The following is a 16039-nucleotide window of genomic DNA, read 5'->3' on the forward strand; positions in this document are numbered from 1 at the left end:
CCTCGATGCTGCGCGGCACGCCCGCTTGGCGGCGGATGAAGCCTGCGCGTTCGAGGGTCAGGGACATTTGGTGAACCGAAGGCGGGGTCACCCCGAAGTGGCGTTGCATCTCCCATTCGGCGGGCGGGCGGCAATGCACGCGCGTATAGGCGTCGATGAAGGCCAGATACTGGCCTTGCTTGGGCGTAAAGGTTTTGCGGATCGACTCACGTCGGCCATCCGATTCAGCTGTTCATCCGTGCCTCGATTAAGGAGGCACGGAGAATGTACGCTATCGGGTCGAACTCAGCCAAACTGAGCGCGAGGAACTGACGGCGCTTCTGGACGGCAGCAAGCATGCGGCGCGTAAGCTCAAGCGCGCGCAGATTCTTCTGGCGGCCGATGCCGGCGCCACCGACGAGGCGATTGCCAGAAGCGTCGGCGTGGGCGGATCCACCGTGTACCGGACCAAAACGCCGCTTCGTGCTCGGCAACTTGGAAGCCGCGCTCAGCGAAGAGCAGCCGCGTCCGGGGGCGAGCCGCAGACCGTCCGGCAAAGAGGAAGCCCTGCTGGTCGCAACCGCCTGCTCGAGCCCGCCCGCAGGGCGCGCGCATTGGACGCTGGAGCTGTTGGCGGGTGAACTGGTCCGGCTCACCGAGCACGCCAGCCTCTCTCGGGAAACCGTGTGTCGGCGCCTGGCTGAAAACGACTTGAAGCCCTGGCGCAAGAACATGTGGTGCATTCCGCAGGTCGACGCGGATTACGTCGCCCGGATGGAGGACGTGCTCGATCTCTGTGCCGAGGCGCCCGATCCAAAGCGGCCGGTGGTCTGCTTCGACGAGAGTCTGACCCAACTCATCAGCGAGGTGCGCCTGCCGGGATCGACGTGTCATTGGACACTGTCGAGCGTGGGCGTTGTGGATGCCCAGGGTAAGATGGAGGCGAAGGTCGCAAGCGAATCCGACGCCTTGGTTGAGTTTTTGCGACGCTCGGCTTTGCAGTGAAGCGGATCGGGCTGGAGGCTGGGCCGCTGTCGCAATGGCTGCATGCGGGGCTGAGAAAAGCAGGATTTGCCTGTGGCAAGGCGCTCCGCCATCGGCTGAACGCTCTTGCGATCGCCAGGACCGATCAATCCTGCAACGTACAGAGGACACATCCGCTGCCGAGTCTTATAACCCAACCGGTCCAAGAACGGCATCAGCCAGCGTTCGAGCTCGTCTTTCCATCCCGCCATGGTCAGCCCTCCAAGAGCCGACCACCCATGAATCATTGAAAAGTTGATTCGGGAATCCTATAAGGCAGGGCAAAATTAGTATTTTGCAAAGTAGTGCTAGCCTCTTTCGATCTAGCAGGCTGTTGAAAAAGGATGCTCGCCGCCGGCCGGCGACCGTGATTCACTAGCTCCGAGGGGATTCGGGAGATGGTGCGTGCGCGGCGGCGACAATCGAACGGGCGAGCTGTTCAGCTACGTTGACCTGGAGGCTCGCGTGCGGCGGGATCATCCGCTGCGAGCGATCCGGACGATCGTAAACGAGGCGCCGGCGGCGCTGGAGCGCGAGTTTGCCGCGGTCTAATCGCCGATTGGGCGGCCGTCGATCCCGCCGGAGAAGCTGCTGCGGGCGATGCTGTTGCAGGCGTTTTATTCGATCCGCTTGGAGCGGCTTCTGATGGAGCGGCTGGAATACGATCTGCTGTTCCGGTGGTTCGTCGGAATCGGCGTCGACGACGCAGCCTGGGACCATTCGGTGTTCTCGAAGAACCGCGACCGGCTGCTGGAGGGCGATATCGCGGCCAAGTTCCTTGCGGCGGTGCTGGAGCGGCCCAAGGTGAAGAGGCTTCTGTCGAGCGATCACTTCTCGGTCGATGGGACGCTGATCGAGGCCTGGGCCTCAATGAAGAGCGTCAAACCCAAGGACGGCTCGGGCGAGCCGCGGCGCAAGGCGGCGGGCGCAATGCTGAGGCGGATTTCCACGGCCAGAAACGCTCGAACGACACCCATGCTTCGACGACTGATCCCGATGCCAGGCTCTACCGCAAAGGTAAAGGCAAGGAGACGAAGCTGTGCTTCATCGGGCATGGGCTGCGCCTGCCTGACGCAGGCCGACGGGCATGCCGAGCGGGTGGCCGCGCTGCACATGATCGAGCCTCGTGCCGACCGGCCGACAGCAATCACGCTTGGCGCCGACAAAGCCTACGACGCAGAGGACTTCGTCAACGAGCTGCGCTCGATGAACGTGACGCCGCATGTTGCGCAGAACACCAGCGGCCGCAGCTCTTCGATCGACGGGAGAACGACCCGGCACAGCGGCTATGCCGTCAGCCAGCGCATCCACAAGCGCATCGAGGAGGCGTTCGGCTGGATCAAGAGGGTCGCCGGTCAAGAGAAGACCAGCTTCCGTGGCCGTGATCGCGTCGCATGGGCCTTCACCTTCGCTGCCAGCGCCTACAATCTGGTGCGGCTGCCCAAGTTGATCGCGGAGACCGGCTGATGGGCAAGGTGCCCGGCTTCGCCAAGGCCTTTGTCGGACGTCGGCGCATCGTCGAGATGGACGTCTGGGACAGCGACTTCCTCGATCTTGTCGAAGAGGCGCATCTCACCTTCCAGGGAAAGTCCGACGGCGAAATCGCCTTTGGGGCTCTTAAGGGCTTCTTGGACGTGCGCTACGGCACCCGCCACGGTTCGCCCTGCGCGGAGTTCTCATGGGAAGGGCACGATGAGAATGATCCGTCCTGCGGTCGCGGATGGGCTATGATCAGGCTCGTCGGCCACTTCTACATCCACAACGGCGACGATTCCGCCTTCGTTTGCGAACGCGGCTGAGCTTTTCAACAGCCCGCTAGACGGAGAGAGCTAGAGCAAGAGTGTGTCGGCCCTCCTCCGGAGACCTTTTCGAATTTGCGCGAGCTGTCGCCCGGAACGAACAGCATTGGACAATCAGGCCAGCCTCTTGTGCATCAACGCGGCTCGGCGGCATGTTGCCACGATCTGGTCGAGCTGATTGAGCGCCTGGTGTTCGAATTCCACGACACCTGCCTTCAGGCGCGATTTCGATTCCCGCTTCGAAAGAACGCTCGTGGTAGCCCGCAGCGTATCCCCGTGAAAGACTGGCTTGGGGAAAGTGACATCGGTCATACCGAGATTGGCAACCGTGGTCCCGAGCGTCGTATCATAGACGGTCATCCCAATCATGATTCCAAGCGTATAGAGGCTGTTGAAAAGCCGCTGCCCGAATTCTGTCGAGGCTGCGAAATGAGCGTCGATGTGTAGCGGCTGCGGGTTCAACGTCAAAAGGCTGAACAATGTATTGTCCATCTCGGTGACGGTCCGGCTGAGGGCGTGCCTGAACTCCTGCCCGACCTTGAATTCTTCGTAATACAGTCCGCCCATAGGCGCTCCTTGGGTTTCGCCGTCATGCCGCCATTGAGGAAGAACGAGGGCAGGTGGACGGGTTTAGCTGTTTGATCTCCTTGCCGAAGCAGGTTCCGCGACGTCGCACCCGCACACGCCGAGATTGGCTCCGCTTCGCACCCTGCGATTGCTCACGGCCCTCGTCGAGATCAGCGCCTTGTGCCGGGCGGCGCGCTCGGCAAAGCGACTGCTCCAGAAATTGGATGGCGGAGGGCAAAAGCCGTGCAACGTCTTGTAGTTGCATATGGGCAACGATAGCTGCCTCTGAGCAAGAAAGCGCGCTCAGACGCGACGCTCGGGCCTGTCTCAAGATTAGCCAGGGCATTGCAGCTGCATCTCTCTGCGCCTTCCATCGGCCACCATGAATCCGAGCCTGATGATTGGTCATGCGCTCGCCCGCAGTGGTGCAATGGCAATTCTGGAGCGGTACGTCCGACCCGGTCAAGGCAGCCGCTACCGTTCATTCGAACAATATAACCTTACCCTGCTTCGCGCGCTAGCAAGTGCGGCAGCGACTCTAGTCAGATATTCAGCGCCAGCGCTTGTCCTCAGTATCGTAGGCGCCGGCAAGCGGGTCGCTCACGGCCATCAGCTCACGTTTGAGCACTTTATTGCTGGTGTTCGTTCTAGGAAGCAGCGGAGTAAAGGCGATGTACCGCGGCACTTTGAACACGGCAAGATTAGCACGAGCATGTTCGAAAATGCGCTTCACGAGCATATCGTCTGGTGTGAGACCCTCTCTCAGTTCCACGTAGATCTTGACCTCCTCTCCCCGCATAGCATCTCGAACGGGTACGGCGGCCACATCTGCAATCTCAGCAATCTCGCGGATGATGGCCTCCACCTCGCGTGCAGCGATGTTCTCGCCTGAGCGGTGGATCATGTCCTTCGTGCGCCCTACTAGCCAATGAAAGCCTAAGTCGTCGCGCCGCAGCAGATCCCCCGTCTTGAACCATTCGCCTTCGAACGAGGCGACATTCGGCCTATTCCAATAGCCTTGGAGGATTCCACGACCACTCACCCATAGTTCGCCGATTTCGCCGACTGGGGTGGGCGTGCCATCGTCATTCATTAGTCGCAGCTTCCGAAACGGGGCACGAATCCCCACCGATCCGGATTCCTCCATCTCATCAAGGCCGCTCGGCATTTGTGTGCCAAACCCGATTTCTGTCATCCCATAAGCATCATGGGTACGCACTCGAAACCGCTTCCGGATGTTGCGTTGCGTATCAGGACCGCAGCCCCACGTCAGGCTATGCCTCAGGGATGTCGCCCCGTCTTCGTCGGCAAGTTCGGCCTGGCGCGCTACCAGCTGCGGAAACACGCACCACTCGATGCGGTGCTGCTTGACCCAACCGATGAAGCGCGTTGAGCTGATTGACGGAGCCAAGTAGAGCGTGCCGCCCTGCCTATACGACTTCACAAGATCTCCTTGCGGGTCGGCATAGAAGAAATGTTGCGCGGACAGATACCTCTGGAACGGCTGCCCGTCCCCGCAAGCCGCCTGGTACGACCTCACGCCCCAGTAGTCGTGCGTCAACAAGCAGCCCTTCGGAAAGCCTGTTGTCCCCGAGGTATATTGAATGTTCAACAGGTCGTCCGGTCGGATATCCTCCTCCACCAGAGAATCGTCGAGCCCTTTGAGCAATTCATCGAGGGCCGTGGCTGCCCCGTCGGAAGACTCTCCAACGATAATTACTCGATCCTTGCCAAGGTCTTTCGGCCAAGGGTCCATTGCCGAGAACACTGTCCTTGCGGACTCGTCAACGACAGCGAACTTGGCCTGAGTATCGCTGAGAACGTATTCGATTTCTCTCGCCGTGTAGCGCATGTTGATGGGGACCATCACCGCGCCGAGCTTGGCGATCGCGAACCACAACATCGGGAAAGCAATGCGATTGGGTAGCATCACCCCGATTCGATCGCGCTTGCGTACGCCGAATGTGCGCAGCGCAACCGCATATTTGTTAGACAATTGGTCCATCTCGGAGTAGGTAGCGCGCTCACCGCGCTCGAAGACATCGATGGCGGTCGTTGAGCCGTGCGTCCTCGCTCGCATTGAAACCAGTTGTCCGATCGTGATCGTCTCATATGCAGATTCCAGTGCCTCGATTTTTCTCAATGCACTTGCCACCCGCTCTTTCAGCTGACTTTGTGTCGATTTCGTAGGGATCATCATTGGAAACCTTGGGGTTCAGAGGACAAGACAGACCTGGCAATGATCCTTCCGGATTTGACAGCTTACTGAAGTTGCCGATCACCAGAGCGAGCGGCCGGCATCGCCGATTTCCCACAACTCGGCCGCCTGTCCAGCGTGAGTGAGACGGGGTCGCGACCGTTGATCAGGCGCGGCCGTCGTCGAACTTGGCAAGCGCAACTGCTTGCTCACATCGATGTCGAATGGTGCTAACGTAGGACCATGCGTGCGCATACGTTGTGACTCGATGCTGCCCGTGTGATCGAGACATTCTGCCAGTCCTTTTGGCAGCGGCGTTCGTCGTGTGGTGGAAGGAAGCGTGAGACGTACAACATATTAATTATGCTTTCCATTGCTGCACCTTGTCCTATCGTGATGAGCTGCGTCTTGGTCTACGCGGCGTAGTACATTAAGAAGGATCGAGACACTACCTTCTCCAGTGGGGTTGCCGTGTATCAGTATCAGCATTGAAGGCCCGCAGAGCAATTACAGCGGTAGAGGGGTCTGGGACTTTATCGGGCACCCATCCTTCACCAACGGCTAAGAACAGAAAGGCCCCTCAATCACGACCGAGGAAATCGAGAAGGTTCCTGCGACGATCACCATCACTTTCTCCTGCGTAACACGTCGTGTGTGGAGCGACGATGGATCTCCGCAGCGCATCAGCGACAAAGGGCCAGCAGCACTTTCCAGATACGAAGCATGGCTGAATCGGTGAACACAGAATGTCGGAAGAAAAGAACGTCATCTCGCCAACCTGCTGGTCAAGACGTAGTCGGCACCGCATTAAAGCCGCCATTGAGATCGGAGTCTCGAACGCAATCAGCTGCCGATCAGGGGGGGGGGAATTTGCTGCGGGGCAACCGGGATGGAAGCGCGCATTGCATTGTCAGAAATGCTCCTAAATACTGCGCTGTTGCCTCGCGCAGATTGCGCCCCAATGGCAAGTGAGCACAGGGGCAACGATGAGGCGATTGAGCACGGCGACGCGCAAGGCACTGAAGTCTGCCTTGGCGCGGCGGATACCGAGCCGCGTCAAAAGGGGCGCATTCTCAACGAGTTCGTCGCGATACCTGGCTTCCATCGGCCGGACAGCGGGTCGCCGCAATCGTCCGCGGAACTACCAAGATGCGGAGAGAAACGCGCTGATATTGCTTTGGGAGGCCGCAGACCGGGTCTGCGGCAAGCGTCTCAAGCCCCTGCTTCCGACCTTGATTTAATCGATGGGGCGGCACGGCCATATCGACCTGGCGCGGGGACGCTTCGATACATTCGTGAGCAAAGCGGCCGGTGCCGTCGCTTTGTAGCAAGTGCTCTGCGACGCAGCATCCCTGTTCGTACTTCAGCAGATTGGGGAGATCCGGCGCCCGATTTCGACGAAGCCGATCTTGTTGCCCACGCCCTTCTGCGTCGGCAGTTTCGTCCATACGCTTGTTCTCCCCGATATCGCGACCGGCTGGACGGAATGCGCGCCACCTCTGGTGCGTGAACAGAAGCTATCGCGCACGGTTCGTGCGCAGCTACCGTTTGCGCTCCGGGGTTGGATGCCGACAACGACTCTGTGTTCATGAATGAGGCCTTGAAGGTGTATTGCGAACAGGCCTTTGTCGAGCAGAAGAACGGCGCGGTGGTCCGACGATGGCTACCGTCGACGAGGGCTCGAAGCAGCTGCTTTGCTGGCTCAGCTTTACGGTTCGGTTCGCTTGTTCGTGAACTTTTTCCAGCCGTCGTTCAAGTTGATACGAAAGGAGCGCGACATCTCGCAATGCCCACTGATTGTGCGGGCCGGCCTCATAGATGAGAACGAAGTCTATCCGGAACATCGCTACATGCGCCAATGCGGCTCCCCATCCAGATTGCGCGCTAGACTTAGTCTAAGATTTCGCGGCTCGGCGGAGCTGGATGTTTGCGTTGGCAGGCTCCGGACGGGGCAACCGTGCATGTAGTCGCGTCAACTCCAGCAGGCGTTCGCGGACGTGGCCATTCACCGGTCCGCGGCGTTTGCTCACGGCGTCCACGTGAATCAGCATCTGCTCGCCCGTGGCGGCCCGCGCCTCATCACCTTCCCGCGTAAGCACGTGGAAAAGATGAAGGCATTTGTCGTCGGCGGCGAGGATCTGCGTGAGCACTTGAATGCGGTCCCCAGCGTACAATTCCCGGAGGTACGATAAATGCGTCTCGACCGTTTCGTAAGTACCATGACTTGAGCGGTATTCGCCGTCGACGCCGATCGAACGGAGCAGCGAGTCGGTGGCGTTGCCGAAGAGCTCGAGATAGCGACTCTCGTTGACCCGGCCGTAGTGGCCGATCCAGTCAGACGTTATGTCTCGCGTTGGCATCCGCAGTGGGCCGGAACCGTTGCTAATGTTGGGAGCGCGAGTTTGGAGCCCTTGTTCCCAGCGCGCAAGCGTCTCGCCGGGCCCGTAGTTTTGCGAACGCAACGCCTGCAGCAGGGCCACGAGCAGATCGTCGCGTTTCTGGTCGGCGGGGACGTCCAGGGGATCGGCCTTCACCAGCGCGTCTGCCTGCTCAGCGGCCTTGTCTAGAAACGCGCCGTTAATGTCGGGTTTGTCGGTCAGCCTCGACCACGGCCACTTGAACGCCCATTGCTCAATGGTCTGGCGCATGCCCTCCCCGCCATCCGCCGCGCGATACGAGCCGATAGCCGCGCGGCGCAGCGCCCAGGAGTAGCGCACCGCGTCATCGATTTCCTGCAGCGTGGCCGCATCGTCGTGCACCAGCCACAGCGACTCGCGATTCAATGCCTCCCCCAACCGGTTCGCGAGGAACCCGTCTACCTCTTTGCGGACCACGAGCGGGTGCATCCCAATCGCCCGGTAAATCGCCGCCGCCCGCTCAAGCGCCTCGGGCGCTGTGCGCTCTCCGGCGCACAGTTCGACCAGCGGCAGCAGGTACACAGGTTGGAAGGGGTGCGCAACCAGAAAGCTCTCGGGGTGGTCCATCTCCGCCTGCAGCAACGACGGGCGAATCCCCGAGGTCGAGGAACAGATCAGGGTACCAGGCGCTGCCGCGCGGCTGGCGGCCGCGAGCAGCTGCTGCTTGAGCTCCAGGCGCTCCGGTGCGGATTCCTGCACGAGGTCTACGCCGCGCACGGCGTCCGCGACCGACTCGACTACCGTTAGTGCCCCCTCGGCCGGCAGCGGGATCAGCGTTAGCCGCCGATATGCTTGCCGTGCGTTGGCCAGCGTTCCCCGCACGCGCTCGACCGCACCACGCGACGGGCCATACAGCCGCACGTCGATTCCGTTGAGAATGAAGCGTGCCGCCCACCCGCCGCCGATGACACCGCCCCCGAGGAGCCCGACTGCGCGCGGCAGCCTCTCAGGCATTACCGTTGAACTCTCAGACATAAGCCTCCTCAGACATAAGCCTCAGCGTTGATCTATTTGACATGAACTTTGAGCTTGAGCCTCTCGCGCCTCTTGTCTGAGGCAGCACCCCACCCGATCCTCTCGAGATTCTCTATCGCCCGCTGCACGAATTCGGCGTTCGTTGCCAGCAGCCCGCGGGAGAGGTACAGGTTGTTCTCCAACCCGACCCGCGCGTTCGCGCCGACCATTGGCGCCAACGCCGCTACGGAAGGTGCATCAGCTGGACCGAGAAGGTGGAATAGCGGCGCGGGGCGGGAGCTGGTGCACCAGCGCCGTTAGCGTCATGAGCGGGTCTCATCGGGAACTCCTGGCGACATGCCGCTGCGAACGCCTTGGCTGCGGCCGTCCTGATCCAGCAATCGGCGTGCCACTCGCGGAATTCCCTGCGCGGCTTGCCTGACCAGAGAAAACACCTAATTAGCAGCCTGCTCTTGAAATGACGCTGCCGGTCGTCCTATTTCCGACATCGCCGTAGTCAACTGGACGAGGCTGGCACGACAAAGTAACAGCCGCGACGCGTGCGCCTTGGCGACGACCGACGCGAAATCGAGCGTGCGGGAATGGGAATCTAGCATTTCACGGCCAGGCTCTGGGATCGTACGTGGCAAAATGGAAATCGATGATCTCAGGCCATTCCGATAGCGTCGTCGGCTGTGTGCCTGTTTCGGCCCCACGCGGGCAAAGTCAGCACCGCCGCACCGGCGAAAGTCGAGGCTGAGATCTTGGGCGAGCAGTGCGGGCTGTTCGGTTTCGATGAAGATGCGCTGCAGAAAATTGACTTGGCAACTCTCGACGTTCGCACGACGCAGGACGTGTGCGTAGAAGCCGGGCTGCACAATCTCGCGGTATTTTTCGGCGATGCGTGGCAGGCTCTCGGCTGTCAGTTCGTATTCACCATAAAGGCCGCGGACGCAGCGAGAACCAGGTTGCCGAACAGTTCGGCACCGCAAGACGTCTGTGTGTGCGAGGCATTCTTACAGCTTCAGGATGGGACTGCTGACCGTGCTGCCGCAACGCGGCGGCGTCGTTTTTCGTCCGACTAAATCGCAGGCCCGCCGATCTGTGCGAGACCGGCCTCGCACTCGAAACTGCGACGTTCCGCCTGGCTGGCGGCGCAACCGAGACGGGTTGATTGAGCGAACGCGGCGTGGCCCATCATGAGCCGCGGCCGATCTTCGTCAGGGCGCACAACGAGCGCCTGATTCGCTTTGGCAAATCCACATCGTCCGGCATGCAGCCTGCCGGGCCGCGTCCATCACGCCAAGCCTCGACCTGCCCCCATCATCGCGACGGACGCTGCCCAGGTGCTCGCAGATCGGCTGCACGCAGCCTACCCCGCGCAGGACCCCCGGTGACGGTCCCAGTCGCTCGCCCCCGGCTGGGCGGTGATGTTCACGAAGATCCGCAGCGGTTCGCTCGTGGTCGAACCGATCACCGAATGCGGTTCGCGCCCCAAGGGGCAGATTTTGCGTTCCAATGCGTGAAGTGTAGAACCCGCGAGGCAGAGGACCTGCGCACCGCCATCAATCAGATCAATACGATGTTGATCAGCACAATCTCGCGCTCGTAGTCGTTGCCATATGGCGTTGAGCCGCCGTTTAGGCCAGTGTTGGAGCCCTGCATGATGACCCGGCTAGGTGTGGAATCTCAACAGGTCGTCCTTCGGGAGGCCGAGGCGGCTGATGGGTGGTTTGGCCTGCAGGCTGCCGTGCGGGCGATGCCAGTTGTAGTGATGAAGCCAGATTGGCAGGTTTTTGGCGCGCTGGTCTGAGGTGTCATAGGCGCGAGCGTAGGTCCATTCGCGCAGCACTGTCTGGATGAAGCGTTCGGCCTTGCCGTTTGTTTGCGGTCTGTAGGGGCTGGTGAAGATGTGCTTGAGGCCGAGCTTCCTGCACGCTCTGGCGAAGGCCTTGGCGCGGTAGCAGGAGCCGTTGTCGGTCATGATGCCGGTGACCTTCATGCCGAGGCTGCGGTAGTAAGTGACGGCCTCCTTGAGGAAGGCGATGGCGCTCTCCTTTTTCTGATCCCGCCGGATCTGGGAGAAGGCCAAGCGCGATGCATCGTCGATGGCCACGTGGACGAACTCGTGGCCGGCGCCGCGGCTTTCGCCCTTCTGGCGATCGTGTGTGATGCGGTGGCCTGGTCTTACGAACCTGCCGAGCTTCTTGATGTCGATATGGATGAGCTCGCCGGGGTGCTCGCGCTCGTACCGGCGCACCGGCTCGGCGGGCTCCAGATCGCGTATCCGGCTTAATCCCAAGCGGCGAAGGATACGGCTGACGGTGGCCGGTGACACCTCGACCTCGGCAGCAATCTGCTTGCCGGTGTGGCGCTGCCGGCGCAACGTCTCGACGGCGGCGCACGTGGCCGGCGGGGTTTGGCTCGGCGATGAACGAGGTCGCGACGAGCGGTCGCGCAAACCATCCACGCCTTCTGCGCGGAACCGCTTGACCCATTTGGCCACGGTTTTCGGTGTCGTGTTGAACTGATTTGCCGCATCAGCCTGGCTCAGCCCGCCCTCGACCACGCCTCGCACCATCGCCTCTCGACCTTTGGGCGTCAAAGGCGCATTCTTGTGGACGTTCATCTGGTCTCTCCTTGGAACACTGAAGCTTCGCAACCTCAGCTTCCTCGGTTCAGACCAGATGGACAACCTCCTGAGAGACCAAAGCTAGGCCACCGATGAGGTTCTGGAGGAGCGGCTGTTTGCGGCGCCGGGACCAAAAACGGGTCGCCGGTCCGGCGTTGAGCCCGACTGGGCGGCGGTACATCGCGACCTCAAGCGCGAGCATGTGACGCTGTGGATCCTGTGGGGGGAATCTATCGCAGCCGAGCCCGACGGCTTCCGTTATAGCCGGTTCTGTGAGCTCTACCGTCCCAGAGAAGGCCGCTTGTCGGTAACGATGCGCCAGGTCCATGCGGCCGGGGACAAGCTGTTCGTGAACTATGCGGGCGACGGTATTTCGGTGGTCGTCGATTGGGTCACCGGGAAGCGGCGCAACGCTCAAATCTTCGTCGCCGTCCTCGGTGCATCGAGTTTCAAATACACGCAGGCGACTTGGACCCAGGGGCTCGCCGACTGGATCGCCGGTCACGTCGGCGCCTTCGAGGCATCGGCGGGGTGCCGGCGCGCTGCTGGTACCCGATAACACCAAGATCGCGGTCATCAAGGCGTGCTTCTACGTTCCCCAGATCAACCGCATTTACGCTGAGATGGCGGTGCATTACGGCACGGCCATTTTGCCGGCGCGGCCGCGCCGCCCGCGCGACAAGGCGATTGCTTCATATTGGACCACATCCCGACAGTTGCGCGGTGATAGGTGTCGTTTTCGGTTTGCGGGAGCAGCGGCCGCGCAGACTTTAAGGATAGTGGTATCTGATGCGATGTCCCAGAGGCAACGGTTCAGACTGAACGGTTCAGACTGTCAGCGTAGCATTTTTGAGGAGCCCCTGAGGGCCCACTCCTGCACAGTGGTCTTGGCGATCCCAAACCTCGCTGAGACCTCGCGCGTCGTGAGCATGCCACGGTGGCGCAGTCCATCGTATCGACTCGTCAGTTTGTAGACACCGCGAATTAAGGCGATCCTCTTCAGATTGAAGGGCTTGCCTTCCCAGGTGCGCCACTCGTTCTTGGTTCACTATCTCGGCGATCTCGCGGTCGCAATGCTGATCGAGCAGCCGATGGACGGCCGAGATAAGCTCGGGTTTGAACTTACGCAGCTGGGGATTGGCAGCGGTCGTTCGAGCTCCAATGTATGGGTAGCCCCGCCGGATAGACGCACATGAGCAATGATCTTCTGCGCCTTGATCAAGGTATGTCTTCGATTAGCAAGAGCGCGATGCGCTTGCGCTCACGGAAGTCGACGCGCGGATCATTCCAGATTTGCGGCAGCTGCTCGGCAAGACCGAGAATACGGTGACGGATTTCAGCGGTGAGCGTCGCAGCCTGCTGCTTGCTGCGACGTTCATATTCCTCGACAGCTTCGACATGACGATGCAACTTGTCGTTCCACTCGGCCGCAAGCCCATCGGCGACGAGACGATTCTCGGGGTCCACCTTCATGTAGCGCCGGCGGACAAGCTCGGCTTCGTAGCGCAGTCGTTCGACGTGCTGGCGACGCCCGGTCTTGATCTCGCGGACCCGCGCCTCAAGCTCGCGTTGGATCTCCAGAGTGACGGCCAGCGCCATCGGCGTCATCATCTCGATCATCAACGCGGCGACCGCCGGATCGACGATCTTGCAAGGCACCATTTGGCAGGTCTTTCCGGCACGGCGCACTGCGCTCGCTTGGCACACATAGCTCGGGATCATATCGCCGTGCTCGCGACTGTAATGCACACCCATGCGGTCGCCGCACAAGCCACATAGTACGCGTCCCTGGAGCAACGCCAGTCCCCTCGCGCGCTGGCCCAGAGAATTGTTCACCACCAAATGCGCTGGCATTATCCGCAACGCGCCGCTGATTAGCTACGAACCGTTCCCCGTCGATGTAGTCCTGATGCATGCCCGGCATGACGAACTGCCACTCCGCTCGGGGAATCTTCACGACGCTGGTTCCGCGTTACGCGCCAATCGCGATACCTCCAGGCCGATGACGATGCCAGCTTACCGAGCGCCACCTCGCTCACGAGCTGTTGGAAGCCGTCGCAGCCGGCTAGACCCTATGTTCGCCCCCTGAGGCGACGTGCAGCCCCCCACGGCAAGCTCCTATCGAGGGTTGCGCCCGATGGGCCGGCGCCGAACCTCAAGCATGGGGAGCGGGCCTGATGAATGATAGCATTTTCGTGGGACTGGATGTCCATAAGGCGACGATTTCGGTTGCGGTCGCCGAAGGAATGCGTGGTGGTGAAGTCCGCCAGCTGGGGATCGTCCCTAATCGCGGCGATCAGGTCGCGAAGTTGGCAGAGAAGCTGACCAAGGGCGACCGGCGAGTGAGCTTTTGCGACGAAGCTGGCCCCTGTGGCTATGGCCTGCATCGGCAACTGACGGAATTGGGTCATGACTGCATCTTGGTGGCGCCTTCGCTGATCCCGATGAAGGCTGGGGATCGGGTCAAGACGGACCGCCGCGACGCGGCGATGCTGGCCAAATTGCACCGGGCCGGCGAGCCACGGCGGTGTGGGTCCCCGATCCGGCGCATGAGGCCATACGCGACCTGGTGAGAGCGCGCGCAGCAGCTGCTGAAAAAGTCGTTTTGCGAGTTGGTTGGAGCGTGATTCCGTGCATGTGTCTGATTCCTTTGGGCTGGGGAACGCGATGCGCAGGGCCGATCAGCGGTCGGAAGGCATATTCGGTTACGTGCGGTTGGAGCAGCGTGTTCCAGCGGATCACCCACTGCGTGCGATCCGCGACCTGGTTGACGCGGCGCTGAAGGATCTGTCGCGCGACTTTGGCAGGCTGTACGCCCGCCATGGCCGGCCATCCATTCCGCCGGAGCGGCTGTCGCGGGCGCCGCTGCTGCAGGCGTTCTATACAGCGCGCTCGGAACGGCAGCTGATGGAGCAGCTCGACTACAATCTGTTGTTCCGCTGGTTCGTCGGTTTGTCGATTGACGATTCGGTGTGGGATGCGACCGTGTTTTGCTAGAACCGGGATCGGCTGCTCGACGGCGACATCGCGGCCAAGTTCTTTGTTACCGTGCTGAACCTGCCGCAGGTGCATGGGCTCTTGTCCAGTGAGCACTTCTCGGTCGATGGCACGCTTATCGAGGCATGTGCCCAGCATGAAGAGCTTCGTGCCAAAGGATGGCGATGATTCACCATCTGGCAAGCGATCGGGCCGCAGTCGGTGGCGCAATGCCGAGCGCGACTTCCATAGCGAGAAGCGCAAGAACGTCACCCATTCCTCGACTACCGACCCTAACGCCCGCTTGTTCCGAAAGGGCGCGGGCAAGGAGGCCAAGCTCTGCCACATGGGGCATCTGATGATGGAGAACCGCAACGAGCTGATCGTCGATGCGCGCCTCACCGAGGCCAACGGTACGGCGGAGCGAACGACCGCCCTCGACATGATCGAGGACAGTGCCAAGCCGGGCAGCACCGCGGGCGCCGACAAGAACTATGACACCGCCGACTTTGTTGCCGGTTGCCGCGAGCGCGGCTGCACGCCGCATGTCTCGCAGAACGACACCAACCGCCGCTCGGCGATCGACGCGCGCACGACCCGACATCCCGGCTATCGCATCAGCATGACCAAGCGCAAGCGGATCGAAGAACCATTCGGGTGGATCAAGACGGTCGGCGGTCTGCGCAAGACCCGGCACCGTGACCGCGGCCTGGTCGAGTGGTTTTTCGTGCTTACCGCCGCCGACCTACAATCTCGTTCGCATTCCGAAGATGCTGGCGGCAACGGGACGAATCTGTCTGGAGCGCCAAACATGAGACAAAAAAACAGCGAAAACTGCGTGTGCGGCGCCGTTTACCGCGCATCGATTGGCTTATCGTCACCACACACATCAGGAAAATCGCCCTTCAGCACACATTTTTCAGCCGCCTGCTCTCATGTTTGCCGTCAAGACTCTGAACGAGCATAATTTCCTGGCTGCGCCCAGACGCTGGATTTCAGCAGCGCCCAAAGCGGGAGGCGGGGCAGAGACGACGGTTGAGCAAGCTCTCATGCGCGGGTTGGCTACCGCATGACCGTGGTTTCGTCTTGGTGCTGCCTCGGCCTAGAAGACGAGCGTCGGCGTAGCCGGCTCATAACAGGCCGCGAGGATTCCCCGCCTCGCCCCGCCTCCTGCCCAGGGCACCGATGGTCGAGCAGAGTCCTTTCAGGTGTCCCCGACTTGTACTTGACGAGCGATCGCCCACAGGAAACCGACCATCTCGCGCGCAATGGCGGTGGTGATGATCACCTTGGGTTTACCGGCGGCCGATAGGCGGCGATAGCGTGCGCAGAGCCTGAGCTGGGCCTTCCAGGCGATATCGTGGATGGTCTGAGGCAGGCGCTCATTACGATCATGGAGCTTGCGATTGACGCGGGCTTGTAGAAGTTTCGACTTAATCTGACGGCAAGGTTTGAACTGGCAGGGATTGGAGCTGCTGGCGAGCAGGAGCGCTCA

At 61.1% G+C, this 16039-nt stretch carries 10 protein-coding genes and 9 pseudogenes; 9 read left to right on the plus strand and 10 right to left on the minus strand.

The window, feature by feature from the left end; genetic code table 11:
- The coding region (locus IF809_RS35845; protein WP_462839896.1) for a LexA family protein at positions 1-202 on the minus strand (202 nt) is incomplete at its 3' end.
- Positions 203-308: 106 nt separating this feature from the next.
- Between IF809_RS35845 and IF809_RS35850 the strand changes: the two are divergent.
- Both IF809_RS35850 and IF809_RS35855 read left to right on the plus strand, forming a co-directional pair.
- Positions 309-858 (plus strand): annotated as a pseudogene (locus tag IF809_RS35850) (IS630 family transposase); the annotation flags it as partial.
- Positions 810-1052, plus strand: a pseudogene (locus IF809_RS35855) (hypothetical protein); the annotation flags it as partial. The pseudogenes IF809_RS35850 and IF809_RS35855, both read left to right, overlap by 49 nt.
- A 3-nt stretch (positions 1053-1055) precedes the next feature.
- Here the strand turns inward: IF809_RS35855 and IF809_RS35860 are convergent.
- Positions 1056-1250: pseudogene (locus IF809_RS35860) on the minus strand (transposase); the annotation flags it as partial.
- A 157-nt stretch (positions 1251-1407) separates the two neighbouring features.
- Between IF809_RS35860 and IF809_RS35865 the strand changes: the two are divergent.
- Both IF809_RS35865 and IF809_RS35870 read left to right on the plus strand, forming a co-directional pair.
- Positions 1408-2469, plus strand: a pseudogene (locus IF809_RS35865) (IS5 family transposase).
- Positions 2469-2801 carry a hypothetical protein gene (locus IF809_RS35870; RefSeq protein ID WP_441258765.1) on the plus strand — a complete coding sequence of 111 codons (333 nt, stop codon included), beginning with the start codon at positions 2469-2471 and terminating at the stop codon, positions 2799-2801. Before IF809_RS35865 ends, IF809_RS35870 begins: the two are co-directional and overlap by 1 nt.
- 114 nt (positions 2802-2915) lie before the next feature.
- Here IF809_RS35870 and IF809_RS35875 read toward each other — a convergent pair whose 3' ends face one another.
- Positions 2916-3368 (minus strand): MaoC family dehydratase, encoded by a 453-nt coding sequence (locus IF809_RS35875; RefSeq protein WP_441258764.1) that lies wholly within the window; start codon positions 3366-3368, stop codon positions 2916-2918.
- 550 nt (positions 3369-3918) lie between these two features.
- Positions 3919-5568 (minus strand): class I adenylate-forming enzyme family protein, encoded by a 1650-nt coding sequence (locus IF809_RS35880; RefSeq protein WP_441258763.1) that lies wholly within the window; start codon positions 5566-5568, stop codon positions 3919-3921.
- A gap of 983 nt (positions 5569-6551) precedes the next feature.
- Between IF809_RS35880 and IF809_RS35885 the strand changes: the two are divergent.
- Positions 6552-7343, plus strand: a pseudogene (locus tag IF809_RS35885) (ISNCY family transposase); the annotation flags it as partial.
- A 117-nt stretch (positions 7344-7460) separates the two neighbouring features.
- Here the strand turns inward: IF809_RS35885 and IF809_RS35890 are convergent.
- On the minus strand, positions 7461-8936 hold the full coding sequence (locus IF809_RS35890; RefSeq protein WP_441258762.1) for a 3-hydroxyacyl-CoA dehydrogenase NAD-binding domain-containing protein: 1476 nt from the start codon (positions 8934-8936) through the stop codon (positions 7461-7463).
- Positions 8937-8989: 53 nt separating this feature from the next.
- Complete coding sequence (locus IF809_RS35895; protein ID WP_441258761.1) at positions 8990-9166, minus strand: 3-keto-5-aminohexanoate cleavage protein; 177 nt, start codon at positions 9164-9166, stop codon at positions 8990-8992.
- Positions 9167-9700: 534 nt separating this feature from the next.
- Between IF809_RS35895 and IF809_RS35900 the strand changes: the two genes are divergently transcribed.
- The gene (locus IF809_RS35900) at positions 9701-10021 is read left to right on the plus strand and encodes a hypothetical protein (protein ID WP_441258760.1); all 321 of its coding nucleotides are present in this window, start codon (positions 9701-9703) and stop codon (positions 10019-10021) included.
- 590 nt (positions 10022-10611) lie between these two features.
- On the opposite strand, the gene IF809_RS35905 is transcribed toward IF809_RS35900, so the two are convergent.
- A complete protein-coding gene (locus tag IF809_RS35905) occupies positions 10612-11565 on the minus strand; it encodes an IS481 family transposase (RefSeq protein ID WP_441258759.1) in 954 nt (317 codons plus the stop codon).
- A 304-nt stretch (positions 11566-11869) separates the two neighbouring features.
- On the opposite strand from IF809_RS35905, the gene IF809_RS35910 reads away from it, so the two are divergent.
- The gene (locus IF809_RS35910; protein ID WP_462839895.1) at positions 11870-12127 is read left to right on the plus strand and encodes a hypothetical protein; all 258 of its coding nucleotides are present in this window, start codon (positions 11870-11872) and stop codon (positions 12125-12127) included.
- Between the two features lie 659 nt (positions 12128-12786).
- Here IF809_RS35910 and IF809_RS35915 read toward each other — a convergent pair.
- Complete coding sequence (locus tag IF809_RS35915; RefSeq protein WP_462839897.1) at positions 12787-13167, minus strand: hypothetical protein; 381 nt, start codon at positions 13165-13167, stop codon at positions 12787-12789.
- Between the two features lie 84 nt (positions 13168-13251).
- A pseudogene (locus tag IF809_RS35920) lies at positions 13252-13422 on the minus strand (recombinase zinc ribbon domain-containing protein); the annotation flags it as partial.
- Between the two features lie 323 nt (positions 13423-13745).
- Here IF809_RS35920 and IF809_RS35925 point away from each other — a divergent pair.
- A pseudogene (locus tag IF809_RS35925) lies at positions 13746-14170 on the plus strand (IS110 family transposase); the annotation flags it as partial.
- Positions 14171-14235: 65 nt separating this feature from the next.
- Positions 14236-15359: pseudogene (locus IF809_RS35930) on the plus strand (IS5 family transposase).
- A 389-nt stretch (positions 15360-15748) separates the two neighbouring features.
- Here IF809_RS35930 and IF809_RS35935 read toward each other — a convergent pair.
- A pseudogene (locus IF809_RS35935) lies at positions 15749-15961 on the minus strand (IS110 family transposase); the annotation flags it as partial.
- Positions 15962-16039 lie beyond the last annotated feature (78 nt).

It is taken from the genome of Bradyrhizobium sp. UFLA06-24 (assembly GCF_054967145.1).